We start from the raw sequence: 23,407 nt of genomic DNA on the forward strand, positions 1-23,407 counted from the left end.
GTAAAAGCGATTGTAACGCATATTTGTGAGCGTTTAATTTAACATTAAAGACGGAACCATGACAGTAAGTAAAATTGTTCAGCAAATTATTGATACAAAATCCACCCATTCAGTAGTGATTGCTCAACTTGGATTAAGCTCGCTTAATAATTTAAAAGCGCTGGTTTTAAATCAAGGCAGTGCTCGAGTGTGCTTAAAAGTATTCAGCCCAATTGACCAAACATTAGCTCAGGTTTTAAAGGAAAAACAATTTGAACAAATTTGCGCTCATGAAAACGTCTTACCGATACTAGCCATAGAAGGTTGCCAACGTCGCATCTTAAATAACGGCCGCTTAGTAATTGATTTTCACTTTGGTCCGTTATTGCAACAGCTACAACAAATCCCATTAGTAAATTCTGGCTTTATCAATCATTGGTGTTTTGCAGAAAACTTTGATCCCGAACTACTCACACTGGATCTGTTTTGGCAGATGGCGAAGCTCAGCGAAGATAATGCCCAGCTTGATTTAGATAATCTAAATTGTTCACAAACCTTCGCCGAGGCTAATCTAAGCACTAAAACTAATACTCACATTAGCACTGAACCAAGCTCTAAAGATAATACAGAGCAAACATTTATATCTTGGGCAAAACTGGTTGGCTTATATCAAAATGCTCCCCTTAAAGCCGATGATATTGCCTTATTAGAGCGCAGAGCCCTTCGCTCACAGCAGCAACAAAAACAAGCGCCTTATCCAATCAGCAGCAAATCTTCGCCTCAAGCAAGTGAGAACACCCAGCCTATCGCGATTATTGGCGGCGGGGTTGCCAGTGCCAATTTGGCATTATCATTAGCTGAGCGCGGCCAACAAGTGCATTTATTTTGTGAAGATAGCGCATTAGCTCAAGCAGCATCGGGCAATAAACAAGGTGCTATTTATCCGCTATTAACACCGGATAACAATCATTTAAGTCAATATTTTCAACAAGCATATTTGTTTAGCTTACAAAGACTAAAAACATTAGCAGCTCAAGGCCACTCAATTGATTATGATCTTTGTGGTGTGGTTCATACTGGCCATGATGAACGCAGCCGAAAACGTGTTGCCAAGATCATAGACAGCTATGATTGGCAATCACTTATCGCGACCAAAATCACAGCCAAACAAGCGTCAGAAATTGCCTCGGTGAAAATAGACGATGGTGGGATCTTATACCCACTAGGCGGCTGGGTATCACCGCAAGATTTCACCCAAGCGGCATTTAAACAAGCTCAGGCCATTGCCGATGTAAAATTGGCGCTTAATACACAAATTACTGCAATTGATTATCAAAACGATGCTTGGTATCTAAGCAATGAACAACAACGCTTTGGCCCATTTAGTGCGCTAGTTGTCGCCAATGGCAAATCTCTCACTCAATACAATCAAACCCAGTATTTACAAGCTACGGGCTTTAGAGGCCAAGTAAGTCATGCCCCGAGCAGGGCTAAGCTATCCAAGCTAAGTACAGTATTGTGCGCACATGGTTATATGACGCCAAGCAATAATAATCTGCACTGCCTAGGTGCTAGTTATGTGAAAAATGCAGAACATTTAGACTACTGCCCAACAGAGCAAGTCGAGAACCTTAAAAAGATCCAACACAGTTATATAGAGCAAGATTGGGTTGAAGATATTGATATTTCAGGTCACAGCGCCCGCGTAGGTGTGCGCATGGTGACCCGTGATCACGCACCTATGATGGGACCAGCGCCAGATATTGACAGCATTCTTGCGCTTTATAAAAATCATCAGCTAACACCTGAAAGTCGAAAGTTTTGGCAGTCACAACCAGCACCAACTTATCCAAATCTTTACGTATTAGGCGGCCTTGGCTCTCGTGGATTAAGCTCTGGCCCATTAGCAGCAGAAGCCCTTGCCGCACAAATTTGTGGTGAAAACATGCCTATTAGCAATGATTTTGTGGCACTACTTAACCCAAATAGAATGTGGCTGCGTAAATTGTTAAAAGGCAAGGCGTTAGATAATAGTGAAACTAATATTTAATTAGTTTCACTTCACAAAAAAACAGAGCGCCAATTAGGCGCTTTGATTGTGACGAGCATCGTGGGTTAAATCTATTGCGCTCCAGCTTCCATCAGCGCATTTTTAAAATCATTCACCCAGCGGCGATATACGGTTTTCACGTCTCCCCAATTAAAGACTTGGGTATTTTGACTCCATTGATCAAAACCTTGGCCTCTATCCGCAGCTTTTGCGAGGATCTCACCGGTTTCACCATCTTTAATCACCGCTAATAACATCATCGAACCTGAGTTTTCGGTATAGGTCCGCCCCATAGAGCTGAAACTACGACGGCTCGACTCAATGGGCGCACTCAAACGAATATCGGTAACAGCCGCTTCTATCACTAGTGTATTAGCGCCAGCTTTATCAACAAGCTCAAATGGTTGTTCACTATTAAACACATCTTTTACGGTGGTTTGAAATTGAGCCGACATTTTCTCTAGCGCTTCAGGTGGCAGATCGTAAGTCGCATTTAAACCATCAGCTCTTTTATCAATACGCGGCGGCTTATAATCTGCGGGGTGATCATTAGTCACTTTTACGGGAGCAAAATATAACTTGGTATATTTTTTCCACTCAACGTTCGGTCTTGCATAGGACAAGTCCAATTTTGAGTGATCCACTTTAACTAATCCATCTTTGGTTGTTTCTGCATTAGGCCCCTGCTCTAGCCTAGCAGGTTCAGTGCTACAGGCACCTAGACCAACTAAGCTTAATACCACTGCAGCCTTAATAGCGACATTCTTTAATACTGGTGTTCGCATCAATAGTAATCCTTTTCTAGGTGAACTTTTATCCCTCACGGTAGCCCCTGTACAGCTAAAACTAATCGCTAATCGCTAATCGCTAATCAGCATAAATTCCAAGGGTTCAGTCTGTACAATTAAATATGGTCAGGAACGCATTAACAGTCAAATAAAGGTAATACTTATTAGGAGGCTAGATACTTTTACGTTAGGGAGAAAACAATAAAGCCACTATCAAAGTGGCTTTAGGAGCAATACAAATAGAGGCTCAACTTAGCGTTTTACTCGTACGCGATTATTGGTATCACGACTGTTGCGAATAAGTTCATCGCTAGCAATTGAAGCTGATTTAGCTAAGCGGTCATATAGCAAAACATTGACTGATGCCGCTAAGTTCATACAGCCAACAGTCGGTACGTAAACGACCGCATCAGCACTATTAACGATTTGCTGATTAATTGTGCCATCTTCTGGGCCGAAGATATAAATCGCTTTTTCTGGGTGCTCAAACTCAGGTAGCGGAATAGCACCTTCAACGAGATCGACACAGACCACTTTAACGTCAGGTGCAATTGCATCGAGTAAAGACTCAACCTTAGTTAAAGGAATTGAACTGCTAGCCCGCTTGGTGTCGGTGTTATATTGCGCTGTGCCATTGCTGGCCGCTAGCTCATAGCGTTTACCTGTATAAAATACTGCATCGGCACTGTAGCAACCTACAGCGCGCATGATCCCACCGACATTAGTCGGGCTTTTTGGATTGACTAGGCCAATACCAACGTAACTACTCTTACTCATAACAGGGTAAACTCTTTCACTCTATCTATTGGCAAACACATTAATCAATACGTTTGCCCTAACCGGCTTTTATAAGTTGCCAGCTTTTACTTATGCAGCTAATTTAGTGCTTAATTGTGTCCATGCATCATTTACTAATGCATAGTCTGCGTCACTGAGCTCTTCTCTTGCTAATGCTAAACACTCAGTCATTTTCACTTCTAGTGCCGCCATATCTTGTTCACTCTCAACTTCTAACTGAGACAAGACTACCGCAAAATGGCCTTGTAAATAACCACTAGCAAATAATGCATCATCATCGCCTTCGGCAACAATATTCTCAATCCAGTCTTGTAATGTCTGCTCGTACTTCTCAATCATCGAGGGCTCCGCGTCTTTATCTGTTTAGTAGGCAGCAACTATTCGCTGCCTGCTTAAGTGTTCTTTCAAACTATTTTTTAATATATCCGTGGTTATTGACTCAATCTTACTCAGTCTCAGTGTTAGCGGCGTTGCCAACAACTGCTAAGCTAGATCTGGATTAGCGACTTGATACATCACGTAATCATGGTAGCCAGTGACCACCTTATAATAACCCGTTAACTGCTTATCTAATTCTGGGTCGCCACTATCCACAATTAATGGCCTGCCATCAAGTGCTTTTAGCTTTGTTTTTGTCGCTAAGATAACAATATTGTCTTTTCCGACGCGCCTTATTAGTTCAGGGCAGAGTTGCTGATTACCCCGACCAAGTATGTGGCCTTGACCGCCAATCAATGTGATAAATAACTTTAGCGGTTTATTTTCAGTAAGCTGCAATAGTTCATTCGCCGATAAGTCACTGGCGACGAGGGTTTCATCTTGAATAAGATCAACACCCAAAAGTGTGTTTTCAAGTCCAAGCTCTCCCATTACTGCAGCGACCGTGCTACCCGAGCCCATAACACAAAGGTTATCTTCCATCAGCTCAATAGCTTCAGCAGCAAGATCGGCAAGCACTAGCTCATCACTTTCTTTACCGCCCATTTTTACCGCTTGTACATATCTAGGCTCCGCTGGCACCTGCATCTCACCAAAACGCCGTGCTCGAACCACTCCGGTTCTAAAGGCGACTTCATCAATATCCATTACATCTGCGCTCATTAGGCTGACTAGTTCACCATCGAGCAGCATTTTAACCACCATGCCCGATGCATGCGGGGTAATGCCATAAACGCCAGAGTGAATTTTCACCCCTGCTGGTACACCTAATACTGGGATATTCTCGTCCGCAATCGCAAACACATCACGGGCAGTACCATCCCCTCCCGCAAACAACAACAAATCTAATGTTTCATTTAATAGCTCTGCCACCACTTTTTGAGTATCTTGAGCTACAGTTTCATTCGGAGCTTGATAAACCACTCTGGTTGTAAAGCCCATCTGCACCGCCAAGTCTTCCCCCATCGCGCCAGATGCAGTTATCACTTCAATGCTATCTTTGTAAGGTTCAATAACAGCTAATGCTTGTTGCATACGAAGATGTGCTTTAGGTACTGCGCCTTTAGCAATTGCTTGCTCAGCGACACCATCGCTGCCCTTAAGAGCTACGCTACCACCTAAACCGGCAAGTGGATTAATGATCAACCCAAGACGAAATGTGCTCACTATCAATACTCCATTTTTGACATTTTCTAGTTATTATTTGATTAAGCTATTTTGCTGTTTCAAGCTGTTCAGCCCTGTGCTCTTTCGGAATTAACAACACGGCTAGCATGGATAAAAAGGCGCATCCTGCCGCAAAGACCCACGTTGAGACAGCGCCACTACCATCGCCCCAAATAATGCCGCACAGCCAAGTGCCTAACGCGCCACCAACACCAAAGCTTAAACTGGCGTAAAGTGCTTGGCCTTGGCTACGCCTGCTGATATCAAAATGCTTATGCACAAATTGAATTGAAGCTGCGTGTGTTAAACCAAAGGTAAAGGCATGTAATAGTTGACTTATACTCAAGTAAATAATGTTTTCAACGCCATACGCCAGCAATAGCCAACGTACAGCGGTTAAACCGATACTGACAATAAGCAATAACTGAACACCAAAGCGACCGAGCAGCTTTGGCGCATACATAAACATGAAAATTTCAGCGACTACACCCAGTGCCACAAAAATACCAGCGGCAGATTCTGAGTAACCCGCTTGTTTAAGATACAGTACAAAGAACCCATAAAAAGGACCGGCGCTCATTTGCAGTAACATGGCTGACACTAAAAACCAAATAAGCGCTCTATCAAATACTAGCGGTTTGCGCTTAAAACTGCGGTCGACAGTCGCTCGATTAGAAGGCAGTGGCAAAGCACTAATCAGCATGCCAATAAAGAGCGTCATACCTATATAAGGTAGAATTTGCGGGCCCCAATGACCAATTGCAAAACCGCCACTAATCACCAGTACAATGTAACCCACACTGCCCCAGCTACGTATCGCGCCGTAGCGATTGGCATCATCGCCTAATGTTTCGAGGGTTATCACTTCAAGCTGAGAGAGAATCGCATTCCAAAAGAAAGTATATACTGCAAGGCTAATGGCTAGATAGGCTAAGCCGCCATCATAGAAAAAGGTGAGATAACTTAATGCTGCCGCACCCGCACCGATTTTAATGAGCTCAGAGCGCATGCCGGTTTTGTCAGCGACTATCGCCCACAAGTTTGGCGCAATAATCCTCGTACCCATTAAAATCGCCAGTAGAAAACCGATTTCTTGAGCGTCAAAACCGCGGCTATCAAAAAAAACGCCAAGATAAGGCACCATGATGCCAAGGATAGAAAAGAAGAAGAAATAACAGGCACAGAGCCAGCGAAGTTGCTGCTCTGTGCTTTTAGGTTGAAACATTAACGCATTCCGATAATAGGGGTACTACTGTTGACATCCATGTTTTGCGCGCGGTGACGTAGTAAATGATCCATTAATACAATTGCTAGCATGGCTTCAGCAATCGGCACAGCTCGAATACCAACACATGGGTCGTGACGACCTTTAGTGACCACTTCAGCGGTTTCACCTTGGGCAGTCATGCTTTCGCCTGGCACACTGATGCTTGAAGTTGGCTTCATCGCCATATGGGCAACAATTGGTTGACCCGATGAAATACCGCCTAAAATGCCGCCAGCATGATTAGAAGCAAAACCTTCTGGCGACATCAAATCACGGTGCTCAGAACCTTTTTGATTGACCACTTCAAAACCATCACCAATCTCAACACCTTTAACCGCGTTTATTCCCATCAAAGCATGGGCAATATCCGCATCAAGTCTGTCAAATACCGGCTCACCTAGCCCAACAGGCACACCTGTTGCTACAACAGAGACTTTCGCACCAATCGAGTCGCCGCTCTTTTTCAGATCGCGCATATACTCGTCTAATGAATCGAGTTTTGATGCATCAGGAAAGAAAAAGGCATTTTGTTCAATTTGGTCAAAATCAACAGTATCTGCTGAAATAGGTCCAAGCTGCGATAAGTAAGCGTGAATTTCGACGCCATGAACTTGCTTAAGGTATTTTTTAGCCACGGCACCTGCTGCCACTCGCATTGCAGTTTCACGGGCAGATGAACGGCCACCACCGCGATAATCGCGCTGACCATATTTTTGCTGATAGGTGTAATCTGCATGTCCCGGACGGAACAAGTCTTTAATGTTTGAGTAATCTTTGCTGCGTTGATCGGTATTTTCAATCAATAAGCCAATTGACGTACCGGTAGTTTGACCTTCGAAAACACCAGAAAGAATGCGCACTTCATCAGGCTCGCGACGAGCAGTAGTATAACGAGAGGTACCAGGGCGGCGTCTATCTAAGTCGTGCTGCATATCTGCTTCAGTCAACTCAACACCTGGAGGACAGCCATCAATAATACAGCCAATTGCGACGCCGTGGCTTTCACCGAATGTTGTAACTACGAAATTTTGACCAATACTGTTTCCCGACATTCGTTTTATCGCCCTCTATCTCTTTATTCTAATTTTCATTTACCCGCGTTGTATCGGTAAATTCCTCATCTAATACCAATCTTGTTGTAGGTGTACAGATTGGTAGTTCACCAAATAGCCTAAAGCTACTTGGTGATAAGCCGCAGCCTAAGCTGCGGCTAAACACTATTATTCACTATCTTTATAGATCGCGAAAAGTGATTCATTTTCAACTAGCTGGTCACGGGTTAATACAAACACGCCGTCACCGCCATTTTCGAAGTTAACCCAAGTAAATGGCACATCAGGGAACTGCTCGCTCAAGTGCACCATAGAGTTGCCCACTTCAACCACAAGTAGGCCATCTTCAGTTAGGTAATCAGCCGCATTCGCAAGAATGCGTTTAGTCAGATCTAAACCGTCACGACCTGATGCTAAACCAATTGCTGGTTCATGGTGATATTCATCTGGCATGTCGCCAATATCTTCAGCATCAACATAAGGCGGGTTAGATACGATTAGATCGTAATGTGGCCCTTTAGGGATCGCCGAGAATAGATCGGATTCCATAGGGAATACTCTATCCATTACCTCAAGCGTTTCAATGTTAATCTGCGCCACTTCAAGTGCATCAACGCTAATATCTAGCGCGTCGACTTCAGCATCTTCAAATTCATAGGCACAAGCAATTGCAATACATGCACTACCGGTACATAAATCCAATACGCGATTAACTGGTTTGTTGTATAACCAAGGGCTAAAACGATTTGCGATTAATTCTGCAATTGGTGAGCGTGGAACCAATACGCGCTCATCAACATAAAACTCTAAGCCGGCAAAACGCGCTTGATTTGTTAGATATGGCACTGGCAAACGCTCTCTTACGCGGCGAATGATCAGTTCAACAATCTTATGTTTTTCACTAATAGTTAGATTAGAGTGAATAACTTGCTGACCAATTTCTTCAGGTAGGTGCAATGCGTGAAAAACTAACGCAACGGCTTCGTCCCATGCGTTGTCTGTACCATGGCCATAGTAAATATTTGCATCATTAAAACGACTGACACCCCAACGTAGCATATCGCCAATAGTGCGTAACTCTGTAACCGCTTCATCAACAAAAATCTTATCCAAAATTCACTCCAACTTTTTAATTCCGAATCATTGTAACTGAAGTCTATTCATAAGGCATCGGATTCAATAAAATAGAGAGATGAATAAAAACAAAGATAACGATGAATGGGCGCTTTTTGCAGAGTTGACTAAGGGGATCACCCCTTTGCAACAAAATAAGCGTCATTTCACTACGGCAACCAAAAACCGTAAAATAATCGAAGAGAAAGAGCAGCAACTGCATGCTGATAGCTACTTCTCTGACACCTACCAACCGCTATTACCTCTGGATGGCCCAATGAAATGGGCTCGAGACGATGTAGATAGCTATGATGTTAAGCGCCTCAGGCGAGGTGATTATGTGCCTGATCTTTTGTTAGATATGCACGGTATGCGTCAAACGGAAGCTAAGCTCGAACTTGCTGCGCTTATTCAAGCCTGTATTAAGCAGCAAAGTCATTGTTGCTGCGTCATGCACGGCCACGGCACTGGCATATTAAAGCAAAATATTCCGATGTGGTTAGCCCAGCACCCGCATGTAAAAGCGTTTCATCAAGCCACTAAAGAATGGGGCGGCGACGCTGCATTGCTGGTATTGATTGATATTGGCGATCAGCCTTATCGCCGTTAGATAACAACTAAAAACACATTGTTGTAAAACGAAAAAAGTGAGTCACATTAGACTCACTTTTTAGGTGTTTGAAGCAGACTAACCCAATAGCGCTAAATTAATACCCAGCACTTACCGAATAAAAATCAACGATTAGTTAAAAGCATCAACTAATAGAGTGCGGTGCATGTTGCCATACAAGATCGTTTTTTTCGTTTTCTCTGCTAATTAAGGCAACCCCGGATGTGGCAAATAGCGGTGGTTCCTCTCCAGCAACAAGCTCACTGACAAGGTAGCCAAGAAGCGGCATATGCGCTAATACCAGTACATTTTTTGCTTGATATTGCTCAGCATAAGCAAGCACCAGATCTGCTACTTGACCAGGATTACCAGAGGGAACTAACTCATCAAGCGTTATCCAGTGCAACGGCTCTGGGAAGTGTTTACTGACTTCCTGCCAGCTTTGCTGCGCTCGCAAGTAGGGACTGACTAGCACTAAATCAAACTCTGTGATCGAGCGCCCTAACCAGTTACTCATCAAGGCCGTATGATGCCGACCTAAGTCGGTTAGTTTGCGTTCTCTGTCTGAATGCGCGTTATAACCCGCTTCACCATGACGCATTAAAAATAGCTGCATACTGCTTGGCTACTCCCAATTCTTTTATTGTTATAAACCAATTGTAGTCTGAATTGGTTCGCCAACATACCGTTATTTAGTTATTAATTAGTCGAATAGAAAGCCGAGTTTTAAAACAAGAGTCTCGACCAATCACTGTGCATGACTTAACTACTAACCTCTCATTTTTTGCTTTGATTTACCTACCGATTTATTAAAACAAAATTAAAGTGTAAAAAAATTAGTCAAACTCGTAGCTAATTTAAACATTTGTAACGGTTGTGTTTGAAGATAAACAAAAATAATGGCAAGTTAGTTCAATAGTTTAATCAACTATACTTTCCTCAATAAGTTACGCGTATAGGTACGTCTACATCTAGACTTGAGCAATCAAGATACGTTGCCTCACCTGTTGGTAATACTGGAGCCATGCATTGTCAAAAGTTACACAAATTAAAATCAGCCCAAATGATCATCGCCGCTATCGCCATTTTACCCTGAAAAACGGTTTATCTGTTTTATTGGTTGAGGATAACGAAGCGACGCAATCAGCAGCTTCTATGGCTGTGGCTGTTGGTCATTTTGACGACCCAGTGGCACGCCCAGGCATGGCACACTTTCTTGAACATATGTTGTTTCTTGGTACCGAAAAATACCCTGAATCTGGTGAGTATTCCGCTTTTATCAATCAACATGGTGGCACCAATAACGCGTGGACTGGTACCGAACACACTAATTTTTTCTACAGCATTAACGCAGAGCAATTTGAAGATTCTCTAGACAGGTTTAGCCAGTTTTTTATTGCACCACTGTTTAATATCGACTTAGTCGATCGTGAACGTCATGCCATCGAGTCAGAATTTAGCATGAAGTTAAAAGATGACGTACGCCGCGTATATCAAGTGCAAAAGGAAACGGTAAACCCTGCTCATCCTTTCTCAAAATTTTCAGTTGGCAATCTTAAGACCTTGGCCGGCAAAGAAGAGGAACTTAGACAGGAGCTTCTTGAGTTTTACCAGCAGAAATACAGTGCCAACATTATGACTCTGTGTTTAGTAGCGCCTAAAAGCCTAGATGAATTAGCCTCTTTAGCAGAACAGTATTTCAGTGATATTAGTGATCATACACGTACAGATCTTTACCCTGATGTTGCCATTTACTTACCAGAGCAACTGCAAAGTCAGATAAACATTATTCCATTAAAGGAACAAAAACGGGTAGCCATTACTTTCGCTCTCCCTGAGCTTGAACGTTTTTACAAGCATAAACCCCTCACTTTTGTCAGTCATTTATTGGGCTACGAAGGTAAAGGCAGTTTACTGTCTTATTTAAAAGAGTGTGGGCTGGCGAATAATCTCTCCGCAGGCGGCGGCGTTAATGGTTATAACTTTAAAGATTACAATATCAGTATTCAGCTTACTGACCGTGGTCTAGCAGACTTGGATGAGGTTATCAGCGCAACATTTGAATATATTAACCTCATCAAAACCCAAGGGTTACAGTCTTGGCGCTATGATGAACGTGCAGCATTACTACAAATTGCATTTCAGTATCAAGAACAAGTAAACGCGTTAGATTTAGCGAGTCATTTAAGCATCAACATGCATCACTATGATATTGAGGATGTTATCTACGGTGACTACCGCATGGATGGTTTGCACCTTGAGGAAACCCAAGCGTTATTGTCGTTAATGACACCAGAAAATATGCGTTTACAACTTATCGCCTCAGAGCTGAATACCAATAAAAAAGCAGCTTGGTATCATTCACCGTATCAAATAAAGGCAATTTCTAGCGGACGCCTAACTCACTGGTCGCAAACCAATGTTCGTGAACAATTGTATTTGCCGAGTAAAAACCCGTTCATTATCAATGAATGCATTGCAAGACCTGATAAAAGTAACAACCCTGTACCGACAGTGGTGGCACAAAAACCGGGTTATCGGATTTGGCATCGTAAAGATGATGAGTTTAATGTCCCTAAAGGTCATCTATATTTATCACTCGATTCCGCTCAAGCGGCGGCTTCACCTAAACATGCAGCCTTAACCCGCTTATATGTAGAAATGTTGCTCGACTACCTAACTGAATGTACTTATCAAGCTGAAGTTGCTGGGCTGAGTTATAACATCTATCCGCATCAAGGTGGCATAACTCTGCACCTAACAGGTTTTACTGGTAAACAAGAGACTTTACTAGAACTCGTTATAGAAAAAGCACGTGAACGTAACTTTACCCAAAGTCGGTTTGAATTGATCAAGCGTCAAATTTTGCGCGCTTGGTACAATCACTCTCAAGCAAAGCCAATATCACAGCTATTTACTAGCCTGACAGTGACTCTGCAAAAACGTAGCTTTGAACCCACTAGAATGGCTGAAATTCTGGAAGAAATTACGCTGGATGACCTGCATGCACACGTAAAAAGCTTCTATGAAAAAATCCATCTTGAAGGCTTGGTCTATGGTGATTGGTTAGAAAGTGAAACTAAGGTATTGGGTGATCGACTAGAACGCATTTTATCGCTAGTCACAACGCCAAGCCGAGAATCATCTCGGGAGCTAATCGACCTTTCAAACAAAGGAACATTACTCCGAGAAATTCCGGTGTCGCATCCAGATAGCAGCATTATTGTTTATTACCAATCTGATGTGGCCACGCCCGAAACCATGGCCTTATTTAGCTTGTTAAACCATACCATGTCATCGACTTTCTTCCATGAGCTTCGAACTCAAAGACAACTTGGTTATATGGTTGGCACAGGCTACCTGCCACTTAATCGTTATCCGGGAATTATTTTTTACATACAATCACCAACGTGTGGACCTCAGCTATTACTTGAAGCTATCGATGAATTTATTGCAGATTTCACTTATGCCGTATTACAAATTACAAATGAGCAGTGGGAAGCAACGAAACACGGTTTAGTGAATCAAGTTCTGGTAAAGGACTCGAGCCTTAAAGTCCGCAGCCAACGCTACTGGTCTAGCATTGGCAATAAGGACTATAACTTTAACCAACGCGAGCTAGTCGCAGAACAAATCAAGCAGCTAACCCGTGCAGATTTAATCAAGTTTATTATGCAAAAAATGCGTACTAAACATTGTGACCGTTTAGTGCTATTCAGCACCGGCGACACTCACCACGACCAAGTCCCACTTGAGTCAGACAAGATGATCACCGATTTAAGAGCCTTTAAACAAGATGCAGCTCAGTTTAACTACTGAGCTACTTTTCATTGCTCGTCAGCATCTCGCGCCCTGCCTAAACTTAAATATTCATCACATGAATAAACTCAAAAATAACTAACTGAATACAGTTGTTCTGACCTCTAAAGGGTCAGAGCAAAACAGAACAAGCCAGTCTACAGCAAATTACCAGATTAATTAGCATTGTTATTCTTATGAATGCAAAGATTATCAACTACAATTAGCCCTCATTTCTTTGACAATGATGTCACTTTCTGAAAAAGTGTAATCAACAAATAATTTATCCTCTACATTGGCGAATAATCAAACAAAAACATATGCCTAAAATTATTTTGCAAGCGATTCTTTTGTTCATTATCACACTCGTTTGGGCTTCGCCTTTACGAGCACTCACACTTAATTCAACAGCGTTAGGCGTACCAGACGGCCTATCGCAGAGTAATGTGACCTCGATTGTGGAAGATCAAGATGGATATATCTGGATAGGAACCGTAAATGGACTGAATCGCTACGATGGAAAAGACTTTAAACACTACTTTCCGTCTGCCGATAACCAACTTCCAAGCGCATTTATACGCAGTCTGTTTATCAGCGACAGCGGCACCATGTATATAGGCACAGACAAAGGTCTGGCTGTATACGATAAAATTAAAGATAAGGTTATATCTTCCAGCTCACTAGGCGCAAAAATCGACAAAGCAATTTGGAGTATTAGCCAATCTAATAACCATCTCTATTTAGGTTCAGAAAACTCCATTACCGTCGTCGATGAACGAGCAATCTCATCAAGCTTACCTAAATTAAAAATCAAAGAACTGATATCCGGTGAGTTTGGTGCAGCCAAGCAAATTATTGAAGTAAAAAACAATTTATTTATCAGAAATTATGCAGGAACAGTAATAAACCTATCAAATATTTCCACCCCTATTACTCAATCTGCTACCTCTATGTATCGCACTAAAGATCAACTTTACATATTCTCTCTCGATGGAGTCTTTACATTAAAAGGTGAAAAGCTAGAGAGAGTAAGCAAAAATATATACGAAAGTACCAGTTACCAAGGAAAATCTATCATTGCTCTATCTCAAAACGAGCTTTTTGATGTTTCATCAATAAATTCACCTATTCTATTGGGAAGTTTTGAAGGTAACCTTACGGACATAGAATCTCCTCTTGTAATAAAGGGCATAACCAAAGATTTTATAATAAACCAGAACATTGGACTAATTATAATAGATAAAAGCAGTAATATAATTAAGACTAAAAAGCTAACAACAAAAAATGTCTGGTCAATAGAAAAACATAAAAATTCATTACTCGTTGCGACTGACGACCCAATAATCAAAGCTTACAGTACTGACTTGAAATTACTTGGCTCCTTCAACTCAAAATCACAGGGCCCTAAATCAGCTATTTTAATAGGTAACTCTATATATGTTGCGGGTGCTAGTGGATTTATATCTATTGATACGACAACTGGAATAATTGAAACCTTAGACCCTGAACCTTCATTTATTGTAAAATCAAGCACTGACAAAACAAAGGTGATAGTAGGCACCAACTCTGGTTCAATTATCAACTTCCAAATAAGAACTAAGCTCAAAGAAAAATTCATAATTGACCAAGGAAACCCAATCTTTGAAATAAAAACATATAGAGACACTATTTTTATTGCAACTCAAGGAGGACTTTTTAGGTTTTCAAGCAATGAAGTGACCTCAGTTTTTTCCGGACAACTTGTTATTAGCCTTGAAATTAGTGGTAACAAAGTCTACTTCGGAACAGGTACAGGCCTAAACACTTTAAATGTCGATACAGGTAAAATTGAAAGCATTTATAAAAATAACAAGCCAATTTTTTCTATTTCCAAAAATGCTAGCAACATCATAGCCTCTTCTGTAAGTGAATTAATAATTACAAATAGTAAAAAAACATTTGTTGTAAATACAGATTTAGGTGTCCAGGAAGAATACAACGTACATGCAATACTTAGTAAAGATAATAAAACATATGTCGGTGGATTTTTTGGTATCACCATAATCCCAATTGATAAACTAATGGAGTATCTACTAGACAATACTCCTCCTAAAGTAACATTAAGTGAACTGAAAATATTCAACATTTCAGAGAATGTTGATCAAGGGATACTGAAGAGCCAACTATCAAAAACGGCTGAAATCCAATTAAAATATTCTGACTACCCATTTACTATTTATTTCAATAGTCCAGGTAGTACGTTCAATAATATTGACTATGTGTATCAAATGCAGGGACTATCTGAGTCTTTAATACATTCTAAAGGCACAAACTCTGCAACCTACACCAATCTATCTCCCGGTGAATATAACTTCTCAATTTACGCTATAGATCCAATTACGGGTAAGCAAGGAGAAACAACCGAGCTAAAAATAGAAATCACTCCTCCATGGTGGCTTTCTAATTCAGCGAAGTCTGTCTATTTTCTTTGTGCTTTGTTCATATCCATCATGATAGTCAGGACAATTTTACGTCGTCGTGAAATTCAAAAACAGATAGCTAAAAGTGAAGAGCGCCTCAAACTTTCATTATGGGGCAGTGGCGATGAAATGTGGGATTGGGACATTGAAACCGGTCAGATTTATCGGTCTAACATTTGGGGATCACTAGAATTCCCTCAAGATGGACAACGTTCAGGTAACGAAAGCGGTGAAAGTAACATTCATCCTATGGATCAAGAGCGAGTCCGAGAAGCATTAAATAAACATTTCTATGGCGAAACCGATCACTTCGAAGCTGCATACCGAGTTAAGGGAAAAGCTGAAGGCTGGGTGTGGATTTTAGATAGAGCCAAGATTGTTGAACGTGATGAACACGATCATGCACTGCGAATGACTGGCACGATTAAAAACATCACCAATTTTAAGCAAACAGAAGAGCAACTAAAACTATTTGAACGCGCGATTCAAAATATTTCTGAAGGTATGTTTATCCTTGATAATGAGTTTAAGTTTGTAGAGGTCAATGAAGCATGTTGCGATCAAATCATGCTAAACAAAGAAGAGTTTACAGGTACTCTCTTTAACTTTGATTTATACCCGAATAGTTACTCTGAACAGATCCGCTCAATCTTAAAACAGCAAGGACGTTGGAATAACGAGGTCGAAGCATTAAAAGGGAATGGCACTAGTTTTCTAATGGAACTTTCCATTGATGCTATTTATGATGAGCAAGGCGAACTTTCTCACTATGTCGGGGTATTTTCAGATATTAGTCGCCGTAAACAACAGGAAGAAGAGCTTAGAAAACTCACTAACAATGATTTACTCACTAACCTCCCCAACCGTTCAAACTTAATGGTCACATTAGGTAACTTAGTAAAAAGAGACTCCCACCATACACTAATGGTATTAGATTTAGATAACTTTAAGAAAATTAATGACTCTTTGGGCCATCAAGTCGGTGATGACCTGTTAATTCAAGTTGCAAAGAGAATTGAAGCTGCCGTGCCAGGGCATACTAGCATTTATCGCCTTGGCGGAGATGAGTTCGCAATTCTTATTGATAAAAATCCAGATATCGGTACGAGTGCAGTCATCGCTAAAACAGTTATCCATGCTTTTGAAGTACCTTTTGAGCTAATCAATGAAAAAGTTGTTGTTGGTGTCAGTATCGGAATTGTGCTTTACCCTGAAGATGACCAAAACGAACAAGCTCTTTTACGAAAAGCAGATATTGCTATGTACCATGCAAAATCTGCTGGAGGTAACAGATATCAGTTTTACTCTGAATCACTAAATAAAAATGCTATCAGACAGCTCGAAGTTGAAAACCTTATTCGCGAAGGCTTGAGAGACGACCTATTTGAAGTGTATTACCAGCCAAAAATCGATCTAAAGTCCGGGCAAATGGCAGGTATGGAAGCCTTAGTACGTTTAAATCACCCAGAACATGGACTCATTCCGCCTAATAAATTCATTCCTTTGGCTGAAGAAAACGGTTTAATTGTAGAAATTGGTGATCATGTACTTAAAAAGGCTTGTTTTGCTGCGCAAAAATGGCGAAGCCAAGGTTTATTTAATGGTCGGGTCGCCGTCAATTTATCGTCGAAACAATTCGCATTACCCGATCTTCAGCAGCGAATAGAGTCAATTTTACGACTCACTCAATTACCTGCAGCTAATTTAGAGCTAGAAATAACTGAAGGTACCGTAATTAGAGAACCAGAAAAAGCCATAAAAGTAATGCAGCAACTTGCTAAAATGGGAGTGAGTTTAGCACTGGATGATTTTGGTACCGGTTATTCCTCATTATCTTATTTAAAGCAGTTCCCTATCCATACATTAAAGATTGATAAAGCCTTTGTTGATGACATTGATAAGTCAGATCGCGATTTAAAAATGGTAGATTCAATTATCACTATTGCCCACAACATGGGGCTTTCTGTAGTTGGTGAAGGCGTTGAAGAAACATCTCAACTTAATATATTAAAGGCTCTAAAGTGCGAAGAGATCCAAGGTTATATATATAGTAAAGCTGTCAAAGAATCCGAATTCACTAAGCTATTACGCTTAGATGCAAATAACCAATATCTGCCCCCAACTGATGGAACCAGAAACTAATTAACAACAAAAAACCATCATTGGCATAACAACTGCAAGTACCTTTTCATTCAGTCAAGAATATAACTTTATATTTAATACTCTATGAGAAGGTACAAAATGAAAAATACAATTAAAGGATTAATCACATCTGTTGCACTTGTTGGCGCATTTTCAGCTACAGCGTCTCAAAATAGCTTAGAGATAACATCTCATCATGTTAATTCAGCCGAAACTAGCCAGATTAGTCTTTTAGCTGGTATTCCAAATATTAAGTTTAAGTCAGTTCAAACTGCTGCAATCCCAAATATTAAGTTTAAGCCTGTTCAAACTGCTGCTATCCCGAACATTAAGTTTAAACCTATTCAAACTGCTGCTATCCCGAATATTAAGTTTAAGCCTGTGCAAACTGCTGCAATCCCAAATATTAAGTTTAAGCCTGTTCAAACCGCTGCTATCCCGAACATTAAGTTTAAGCCTGTGCAAACTGCTGCTATTCCAAATATTAAGTTTAAACCTGTTCAAACTGCAGCTATTCCAAATATCAAAGTAAAGCCTGTTCAAACTGCAGCTATCCCAAATATTAAGTTTAAGCCAGTTCAAACTGCAGCTATCCCAAATATTAAGTTTAAGCCTGTGCAAACTGCTGCTATCCCAAACATCAAGTTTAAGCCTGTTCAAACTGCTGCGATTCCAAACATCAAGTTTAAGCCTGTTCAAACTGCTGCTATCCCAAACATCAAGTTTAAGCCTGTTCAAACTGCTGCGATTCCAAATATTAAGTTTAAGCCAGTGCAAACTGCGGCTATCCCAAATATTAAGTTTAAGCCAGTGCAAACTGCTGCGATTCCAAACATCAAGTTTAAGCCTGTTCAAACCGCAGCTATCCCGAACATCAAATTTAAACCTGTTCAAACTGCCGCTATCCCAAACATCAAGTTTAAGCCTGTTCAAACTGCTGCGATTCCAAACATCAAGTTTAAACCGGTTCAAACGGCAGCTATCCCAAACATCAAGTTTAAGCCTGTTCAAACTGCAGCTATCCCAAACATCAAGTTTAAACCTGTTCAAACGGCAGCTATCCCGAACATCAAGTTTAAGCCTGTTCAAACTGCCGCTATCCCGAACATCAAGTTTAAACCGGTTCAAACGGCAGCTATCCCGAACATCAAGTTTATTAATAAAACAACTGCTTAAGTAAGGAGATCAATTATGTTTGATTCAATTATTAAGGCGCTAGGATTCGAGAAGCCTGTTCGTAAGAAAGAGCCTCTACCTGCAGGGTTAGACAATTTAAAAGTTATTCCAGCCAAGGGTTGGTGGAACTAAAACTAAAGCTAAAAATGAAAGACTGAGAGGTGAGATTATGTTTGATTCATTAATGAAAATATTTGGATTAGCCAAGCCTGCTCGTAAAAAAGTTCAGCTTCCAGAAGGCTTGAACCATTTAGAAGTTATTCCAGCAAAAGGTTGGTGGAATTAGTTGATTACCTTAAAGTAATTGATGCTAACCTAACTGGTTAACGAAGAATAAAAAAGGAGCCTAAGCTCCTTTTTTATTATTTCTATTCAATCACATAGCTTCAATTTAATAAACAAAACGTCCCTAGGTGGGTGAGTAAGAATCTAGAATGAATAATCATATCCATTTATAAACGTATGAGTATGCCCTGCTTTCCCATCGCTTTGCGGTAAGCCAGCTGTTTATGTGAGTTCAGCAGCGGATAGGCTACAGGACCTACGGCTAAACCTAATAACGCCCAGCGTTTAACTGGCAATCCTGCATTGAACGCAGAGTTTCCAAGCAAGTAACTTGAATAAAGTAATATAAATCCAATAACAAATTCCACTTATCTACACCTCACTTCAAATAAGCTTGCCATCCTAGCCACAGCTAAAACAATGCGGTCATTATATAGACAAAAAGCACCAAAAGAGAATGTTTTTTAGGCACAACCTTACCTTTGACACAAAAAAAGACGGCACAATGCTGCCGCCTTGTTAAATCAAATAAAGCTAGCTTAGGTAAAGCTAGTGCTTTATTTGTGCAATAGCATTGCTCAATACACAGATACAGATCTGCTTAAGCATTGAAAAAACGTGTGCCTTCGCTAGCCATCTGCTTGAGCTTTGCTGCAGGCTCAAATCGGTCGCCATATCGCGTTTGATAATTTTCTAACATCTTAACCAAATTACCTGCGCCTAAAGTATCGATATAGTGGAAAGGACCGCCTAAGAATGGTGGGAAGCCTATGCCGAAAATCGCACCGATATCACCATCTCTAGCTGAAGCAATAATGCCATCATCTAAACAGCGAACCGCTTCATTGAGCATTTGTACCACACAGCGCTGCGCGATTTCAGTAGCTTCAGTGTCAACGCCTGGTTTTAAACCTAAAACGCTGTAAACGGTCTCATCAACTTGTTTTGTCTTAGTTTTACCGCCGTAAATATAAAAACCTTTACCATTTTTACGCCCTTTTCGATCGTCGGCAAGCAACTTGTCAAACGCGGCTGGTGCCATAAAGCGCTCACCTAACTCCTTCTCTAGAATAGGTGAGATCTTAGCTCCTACATCAATACCGACCTCATCGAGTAATGTCATTGGGCCAACTGGGAATCCAAACTTAACCAGAGCTTTATCCAGATGCTCAACGCTCTGCCCTTCTAGCAATAATTGCGCGGCTTCATTCATATACAAGGCTAAAATACGGTTAACATAAAAACCTGCACCGTCTTGAACTACGATTGGCGTCTTACCTTGTTTTTTAGCAAATGCTACCGTAGTCGCAATGGTTTCAGCAGATGTTTTTTCATGTGCAATGACTTCGACTAAAGGCATTTTTTCAACAGGTGAGAAATAGTGCAAACCAATTACATTTTCTGGTCGACTAGCCGCCTCTGCGATCTGTGATATCGGTAAAGATGAAGTGTTCGATGCAAAAATAGTATTTTCACCACACTCACGCTCAACATCCTTTACCATTTGATGCTTAAGGGCTAAATCTTCAAACACAGCTTCAACAACAATATCGGCATCTTTAATGCCTTTATATTCTGTTGTAGTTGTCATCAATGCCATAGTGTTATCACGCACAGCTGGTGTCATATGGCGGCGTTTAACGCCTTTATCTAACAACTTATATGCATAGGCTAATGCGTTACTTAGCCCGGCTTCATTGATATCTTTAACTCGAGCAGGGATTTTTGCTTTAGTGGTGGTTACAGAGGCAATACCCCCTCCCATAAGTCCGCCACCAAGTACCATTGCCTTTTTAACCTTACGTGGCTCAACATCACCTGCGCCAGTTTCTTTTTTCATCTCAGTTGTAGCAAAGAAAATACTGCGCAGCGCAGCAGATTCTTTTGACATAACAAGTTCAGCAAAATGGCTTGCTTCAACCTCAAGGCCTTTGATCATGCCTTTAGTCATACCTTGTCGAACACAATCAATAATCTTGTTTGGCGCGGGATAATTACCTTGGGTCTTCTTAGCGACTTGTTTTGCAGCTTGATCAAAAATGATATTTCGTCCTGCGCTCGTGCCTTCAAGCACTTGGTTAACGATGGACTGTTTCTTTTTCTTTGCTGGGCGCTTACCAACCAATGCCATTTCCACTGCTGTACGCAACAAAATAGACTCAGGTACAGCATCATCGACAAGGCCCAGCTTTACTGCTTGCTTAGGGCGAAGTTGTTTGCCAGTTAGCATCATATCCAGTGCTTTAGTCACGCCAACTAAACGCGGTAAGCGCTGAGTACCGCCGCCACCAGGTAACAAACCGAGTTGCACTTCAGGCAAGCCCATCATGGTTTTAGGATGCAATGAACACACACGCTTGTGGCACGCTAACGCTAGCTCTAATCCACCACCAAGACACGCACCATTAATCGCTGCAACAACCGGAATTGAAAGGTTTTCTAATTCATTAAATACCACATGGCCTTGCTGCGATAAAAACTTTGCATCTTCTGCTGTATTGCAAGCATCAAGCATTGAAATATCTGCGCCAGCAACAAAAGAGTCTTGTTTGCCCGAAATAAGCACTAAGCCTTTAATGCTGCTATCAGACTTAATTTCAGCTAGTACTTCAGAGATCTCTGGGCCAAATTCACTGCGAAGCGTATTCATGGTTTCGCCTGGTACGTCCATTGTCAGTACCGCGATCCCGTCTTCACGACGACTTAAATTAAATGTTTTTTCCATGTGATTACTCCACCTCAACAATCATTGCTGCACCTAAACCACCCGCAGCACATGCTGTTGCGAGACCTGTACCACCGCCGCGGCGTTTAAGCTCATGACATACTTGGGTCACCAAGCGTGTACCGGTTGCAGCAAACGGATGACCATAAGCAAGAGAGCCACCAAGAACATTAAACTTAGCCATGTCAATTTCACCAATCGCACGATTACGACCAAGCTTTTCTGCAGCAAATTTTTTCGAAGCAAACATCTGCATATTCGCTAGTGTTTGCGCCGCGAAAGCTTCATGCATCTCGATAAGCGTAAGATCTTCCAACTCCATGCCTGCGCGCTTTAACGCTAGCGGTGTTGCATAAGATGGGCCCATTAACATGTCTTGCCACACATCAATTGCCGTAAACGCGTAACTTTTTATATAACCAATAGGTGTATAACCTAGCGCTTTAGCGCGGCCTTCGCTCATTAATAATACCGCTGAGGCACCATCAGTTAACGGTGTACTATTTGCTGCGGTAACCGAGCCGTGTTTACGATCAAATGCAGGGCGTAGCTTAGCGTAAGATTCAAGTTTTGAGTCTTCACGAATATTGTTATCGCGATCAATAAATGCCTTATACGGCGGCACGTGGGCGGTCATCACTTCATCTGCTAACTTACCTGCATTCCATGTTTCAGTAGCCAAAGAGTGAGAGCGGTGAGCTAAAGCGTCTTGATCAGCACGGCTAATGTTGTATGTCTTGGCCATCTGCTCAGCGGTTTGCCCCATCGACAAGCCTGTAGAGTATTCAGCAACAGCAGGAGGAACGGGCAACAGATCTTTTAATCCTAAACGACGGAAGATAGCCATTTTCTGGCCAAAGCTACGCGCTTTATTCAAATCAACTAACGCATGAGCAAGCTTTTTAGAAACACCAATAGGCAAAACAGAAGAAGAATCCGCGCCACCAGCAATACCAATATCCATGTTGCCGGTCATTATTGACTCAGCCACATTAACGGTAGATTGAAAACTTGTTGCACACGCGCGAGTAACGCTATAAGCGTCAGTGCTTACATTCATGCCTGTACCGAGTACAATTTCGCGGGCAATGTTTGGCGCTGCTGGCATTTGCACAACTTGGCCATATACCAGTTGCTCAATTTCTTTAGGGTCAAGCTCAGAGCGAGACAGCAGTTCATTTACAACCATCTTGCCCATATCCAATGCAGACACACCATGAAAGGCGGTTGCTTGTTTTGCAAATGGCGTGCGCAAACCGGAAACAATCGCTATCCGCTCGCCTCTGGCATTTGTCACCTGTTGTCTATCACTCATTTTTTGCCCTCTTATTCTGCGCGTGGTGTATTCACACGCTTTTTTTATATCCTTGAGAAACCTATTTGCCGCAAATTAAACAGGTCTGACCATTAAAGTGTGATCTGATTCTAACTTCTTAATGAAAAGTTTTAAACACCTGTTTGTTTTTTTGTCTACAAAATATAAGAAAATTGTTAGTTAACAATGATTAATCTAATATTTTCTCGATATTAAACTCATTAAGCTACGCCATTAAACGCTTT

At 41.4% G+C, this 23,407-nt stretch carries 16 protein-coding genes; 5 read left to right on the forward strand and 11 right to left on the reverse strand.

Annotated elements, in window-relative coordinates; genetic code table 11:
- The first annotated feature begins 58 nt into the window (after positions 1 to 58).
- A complete protein-coding gene (gene mnmC / locus MSG37_RS03995) occupies positions 59 to 2,029 on the forward strand; it encodes an FAD-dependent 5-carboxymethylaminomethyl-2-thiouridine(34) oxidoreductase MnmC (protein WP_248469283.1) in 1,971 nt (656 codons plus the stop codon).
- A 71-nt stretch (positions 2,030 to 2,100) separates the two neighbouring features.
- Here the strand turns inward: mnmC and MSG37_RS04000 are convergent, their stop codons facing one another.
- The 7 genes from MSG37_RS04000 to prmB all read right to left on the reverse strand — a co-directional run bounded on the left by MSG37_RS04000 (position 2,101) and on the right by prmB (position 8,652).
- A complete protein-coding gene (locus MSG37_RS04000; protein WP_248469284.1) occupies positions 2,101 to 2,814 on the reverse strand; it encodes a DUF3313 family protein in 714 nt (237 codons plus the stop codon).
- Between the two features lie 255 nt (positions 2,815 to 3,069).
- On the reverse strand, positions 3,070 to 3,594 hold the full coding sequence (locus MSG37_RS04005) for an RNA methyltransferase (protein WP_248469285.1): 525 nt from the start codon (positions 3,592 to 3,594) through the stop codon (positions 3,070 to 3,072).
- A 90-nt stretch (positions 3,595 to 3,684) separates the two neighbouring features.
- On the reverse strand, positions 3,685 to 3,954 hold the full coding sequence (locus MSG37_RS04010; RefSeq protein ID WP_248469287.1) for a YfcL family protein: 270 nt from the start codon (positions 3,952 to 3,954) through the stop codon (positions 3,685 to 3,687).
- Between the two features lie 144 nt (positions 3,955 to 4,098).
- Entirely contained in the window at positions 4,099 to 5,220 is a 1,122-nt protein-coding gene (locus MSG37_RS04015) for an ATP-NAD kinase family protein (protein WP_248469288.1), read from the reverse strand.
- 46 nt (positions 5,221 to 5,266) lie between these two features.
- Complete coding sequence (locus tag MSG37_RS04020; RefSeq protein ID WP_248469289.1) at positions 5,267 to 6,445, reverse strand: MFS transporter; 1,179 nt, start codon at positions 6,443 to 6,445, stop codon at positions 5,267 to 5,269.
- Positions 6,445 to 7,539 (reverse strand): chorismate synthase, encoded by a 1,095-nt coding sequence (gene aroC, locus MSG37_RS04025; protein WP_248469291.1) that lies wholly within the window; start codon positions 7,537 to 7,539, stop codon positions 6,445 to 6,447. The genes MSG37_RS04020 and aroC overlap by 1 nt, the downstream gene beginning before the upstream one ends.
- Positions 7,540 to 7,707: 168 nt before the next feature.
- Positions 7,708 to 8,652, reverse strand: coding sequence for a 50S ribosomal protein L3 N(5)-glutamine methyltransferase (gene prmB, locus MSG37_RS04030; protein WP_248469293.1), 945 nt, complete (start codon positions 8,650 to 8,652; stop codon positions 7,708 to 7,710).
- A 79-nt stretch (positions 8,653 to 8,731) separates the two neighbouring features.
- On the opposite strand from prmB, the gene smrB reads away from it, so the two are divergent.
- Entirely contained in the window at positions 8,732 to 9,262 is a 531-nt protein-coding gene (smrB, locus tag MSG37_RS04035) for an endonuclease SmrB (protein WP_248469294.1), read from the forward strand.
- A 145-nt stretch (positions 9,263 to 9,407) separates the two neighbouring features.
- Here smrB and sixA read toward each other — a convergent pair whose 3' ends face one another.
- Positions 9,408 to 9,878, reverse strand: a complete 471-nt coding sequence (sixA, locus tag MSG37_RS04040; RefSeq protein WP_248469296.1) for a phosphohistidine phosphatase SixA — start codon at positions 9,876 to 9,878, stop codon at positions 9,408 to 9,410.
- Between the two features lie 413 nt (positions 9,879 to 10,291).
- On the opposite strand from sixA, the gene MSG37_RS04045 reads away from it, so the two are divergent.
- The 3 genes from MSG37_RS04045 to MSG37_RS04055 all read left to right on the forward strand — a co-directional run bounded on the left by MSG37_RS04045 (position 10,292) and on the right by MSG37_RS04055 (position 18,837).
- Complete coding sequence (locus MSG37_RS04045; RefSeq protein ID WP_248469298.1) at positions 10,292 to 13,081, forward strand: insulinase family protein; 2,790 nt, start codon at positions 10,292 to 10,294, stop codon at positions 13,079 to 13,081.
- A gap of 299 nt (positions 13,082 to 13,380) precedes the next feature.
- The gene (locus tag MSG37_RS04050) at positions 13,381 to 17,661 is read left to right on the forward strand and encodes an EAL domain-containing protein (RefSeq protein WP_248469299.1); all 4,281 of its coding nucleotides are present in this window, start codon (positions 13,381 to 13,383) and stop codon (positions 17,659 to 17,661) included.
- Between the two features lie 99 nt (positions 17,662 to 17,760).
- Positions 17,761 to 18,837 (forward strand): hypothetical protein, encoded by a 1,077-nt coding sequence (locus MSG37_RS04055; protein WP_248469300.1) that lies wholly within the window; start codon positions 17,761 to 17,763, stop codon positions 18,835 to 18,837.
- A 452-nt stretch (positions 18,838 to 19,289) separates the two neighbouring features.
- Here the strand turns inward: MSG37_RS04055 and MSG37_RS04060 are convergent, their stop codons facing one another.
- The 3 genes from MSG37_RS04060 to fadI form a co-directional block, all read right to left on the reverse strand.
- Positions 19,290 to 19,490: a hypothetical protein gene (locus MSG37_RS04060; RefSeq protein WP_248469301.1), complete on the reverse strand. Its 201-nt coding sequence runs from the start codon at positions 19,488 to 19,490 to the stop codon at positions 19,290 to 19,292.
- Between the two features lie 233 nt (positions 19,491 to 19,723).
- Positions 19,724 to 21,847, reverse strand: a complete 2,124-nt coding sequence (gene fadJ, locus MSG37_RS04065) for a fatty acid oxidation complex subunit alpha FadJ (protein ID WP_248469302.1) — start codon at positions 21,845 to 21,847, stop codon at positions 19,724 to 19,726.
- A 4-nt stretch (positions 21,848 to 21,851) separates the two neighbouring features.
- A complete protein-coding gene (gene fadI, locus MSG37_RS04070) occupies positions 21,852 to 23,162 on the reverse strand; it encodes an acetyl-CoA C-acyltransferase FadI (RefSeq protein WP_248469303.1) in 1,311 nt (436 codons plus the stop codon).
- Positions 23,163 to 23,407: the final 245 nt, after the last annotated feature.

It is taken from the genome of Shewanella sp. 1CM18E, from assembly GCF_023161665.1.
In the GTDB taxonomy this organism is placed as follows: Bacteria; Pseudomonadota; Gammaproteobacteria; order Enterobacterales; family Shewanellaceae; genus Shewanella.

Excerpts from the sequence above, each read along its gene's own strand:
- MSG37_RS04055 (WP_248469300.1), top strand. The coding sequence starts at position 17,761 with ATGAAAAATACAATTAAAGGATTAATCACATCTGTTGCACTTGTTGGC.
- aroC (WP_248469291.1), bottom strand. The coding sequence starts at position 7,539 with ATGTCGGGAAACAGTATTGGTCAAAATTTCGTAGTTACAACATTCGGT.
- sixA (WP_248469296.1), bottom strand. The coding sequence starts at position 9,878 with ATGCAGCTATTTTTAATGCGTCATGGTGAAGCGGGTTATAACGCGCAT.
- MSG37_RS04050 (WP_248469299.1), top strand. The coding sequence starts at position 13,381 with ATGCCTAAAATTATTTTGCAAGCGATTCTTTTGTTCATTATCACACTC.
- fadJ (WP_248469302.1), bottom strand. The coding sequence starts at position 21,847 with ATGGAAAAAACATTTAATTTAAGTCGTCGTGAAGACGGGATCGCGGTA.
- smrB (WP_248469294.1), top strand. The coding sequence starts at position 8,732 with ATGAATAAAAACAAAGATAACGATGAATGGGCGCTTTTTGCAGAGTTG.
- MSG37_RS04010 (WP_248469287.1), bottom strand. The coding sequence starts at position 3,954 with ATGATTGAGAAGTACGAGCAGACATTACAAGACTGGATTGAGAATATT.
- MSG37_RS04020 (WP_248469289.1), bottom strand. The coding sequence starts at position 6,445 with ATGTTTCAACCTAAAAGCACAGAGCAGCAACTTCGCTGGCTCTGTGCC.
- MSG37_RS04005 (WP_248469285.1), bottom strand. The coding sequence starts at position 3,594 with ATGAGTAAGAGTAGTTACGTTGGTATTGGCCTAGTCAATCCAAAAAGC.
- MSG37_RS04000 (WP_248469284.1), bottom strand. The coding sequence starts at position 2,814 with ATGCGAACACCAGTATTAAAGAATGTCGCTATTAAGGCTGCAGTGGTA.
- fadI (WP_248469303.1), bottom strand. The coding sequence starts at position 23,162 with ATGAGTGATAGACAACAGGTGACAAATGCCAGAGGCGAGCGGATAGCG.
- mnmC (WP_248469283.1), top strand. The coding sequence starts at position 59 with ATGACAGTAAGTAAAATTGTTCAGCAAATTATTGATACAAAATCCACC.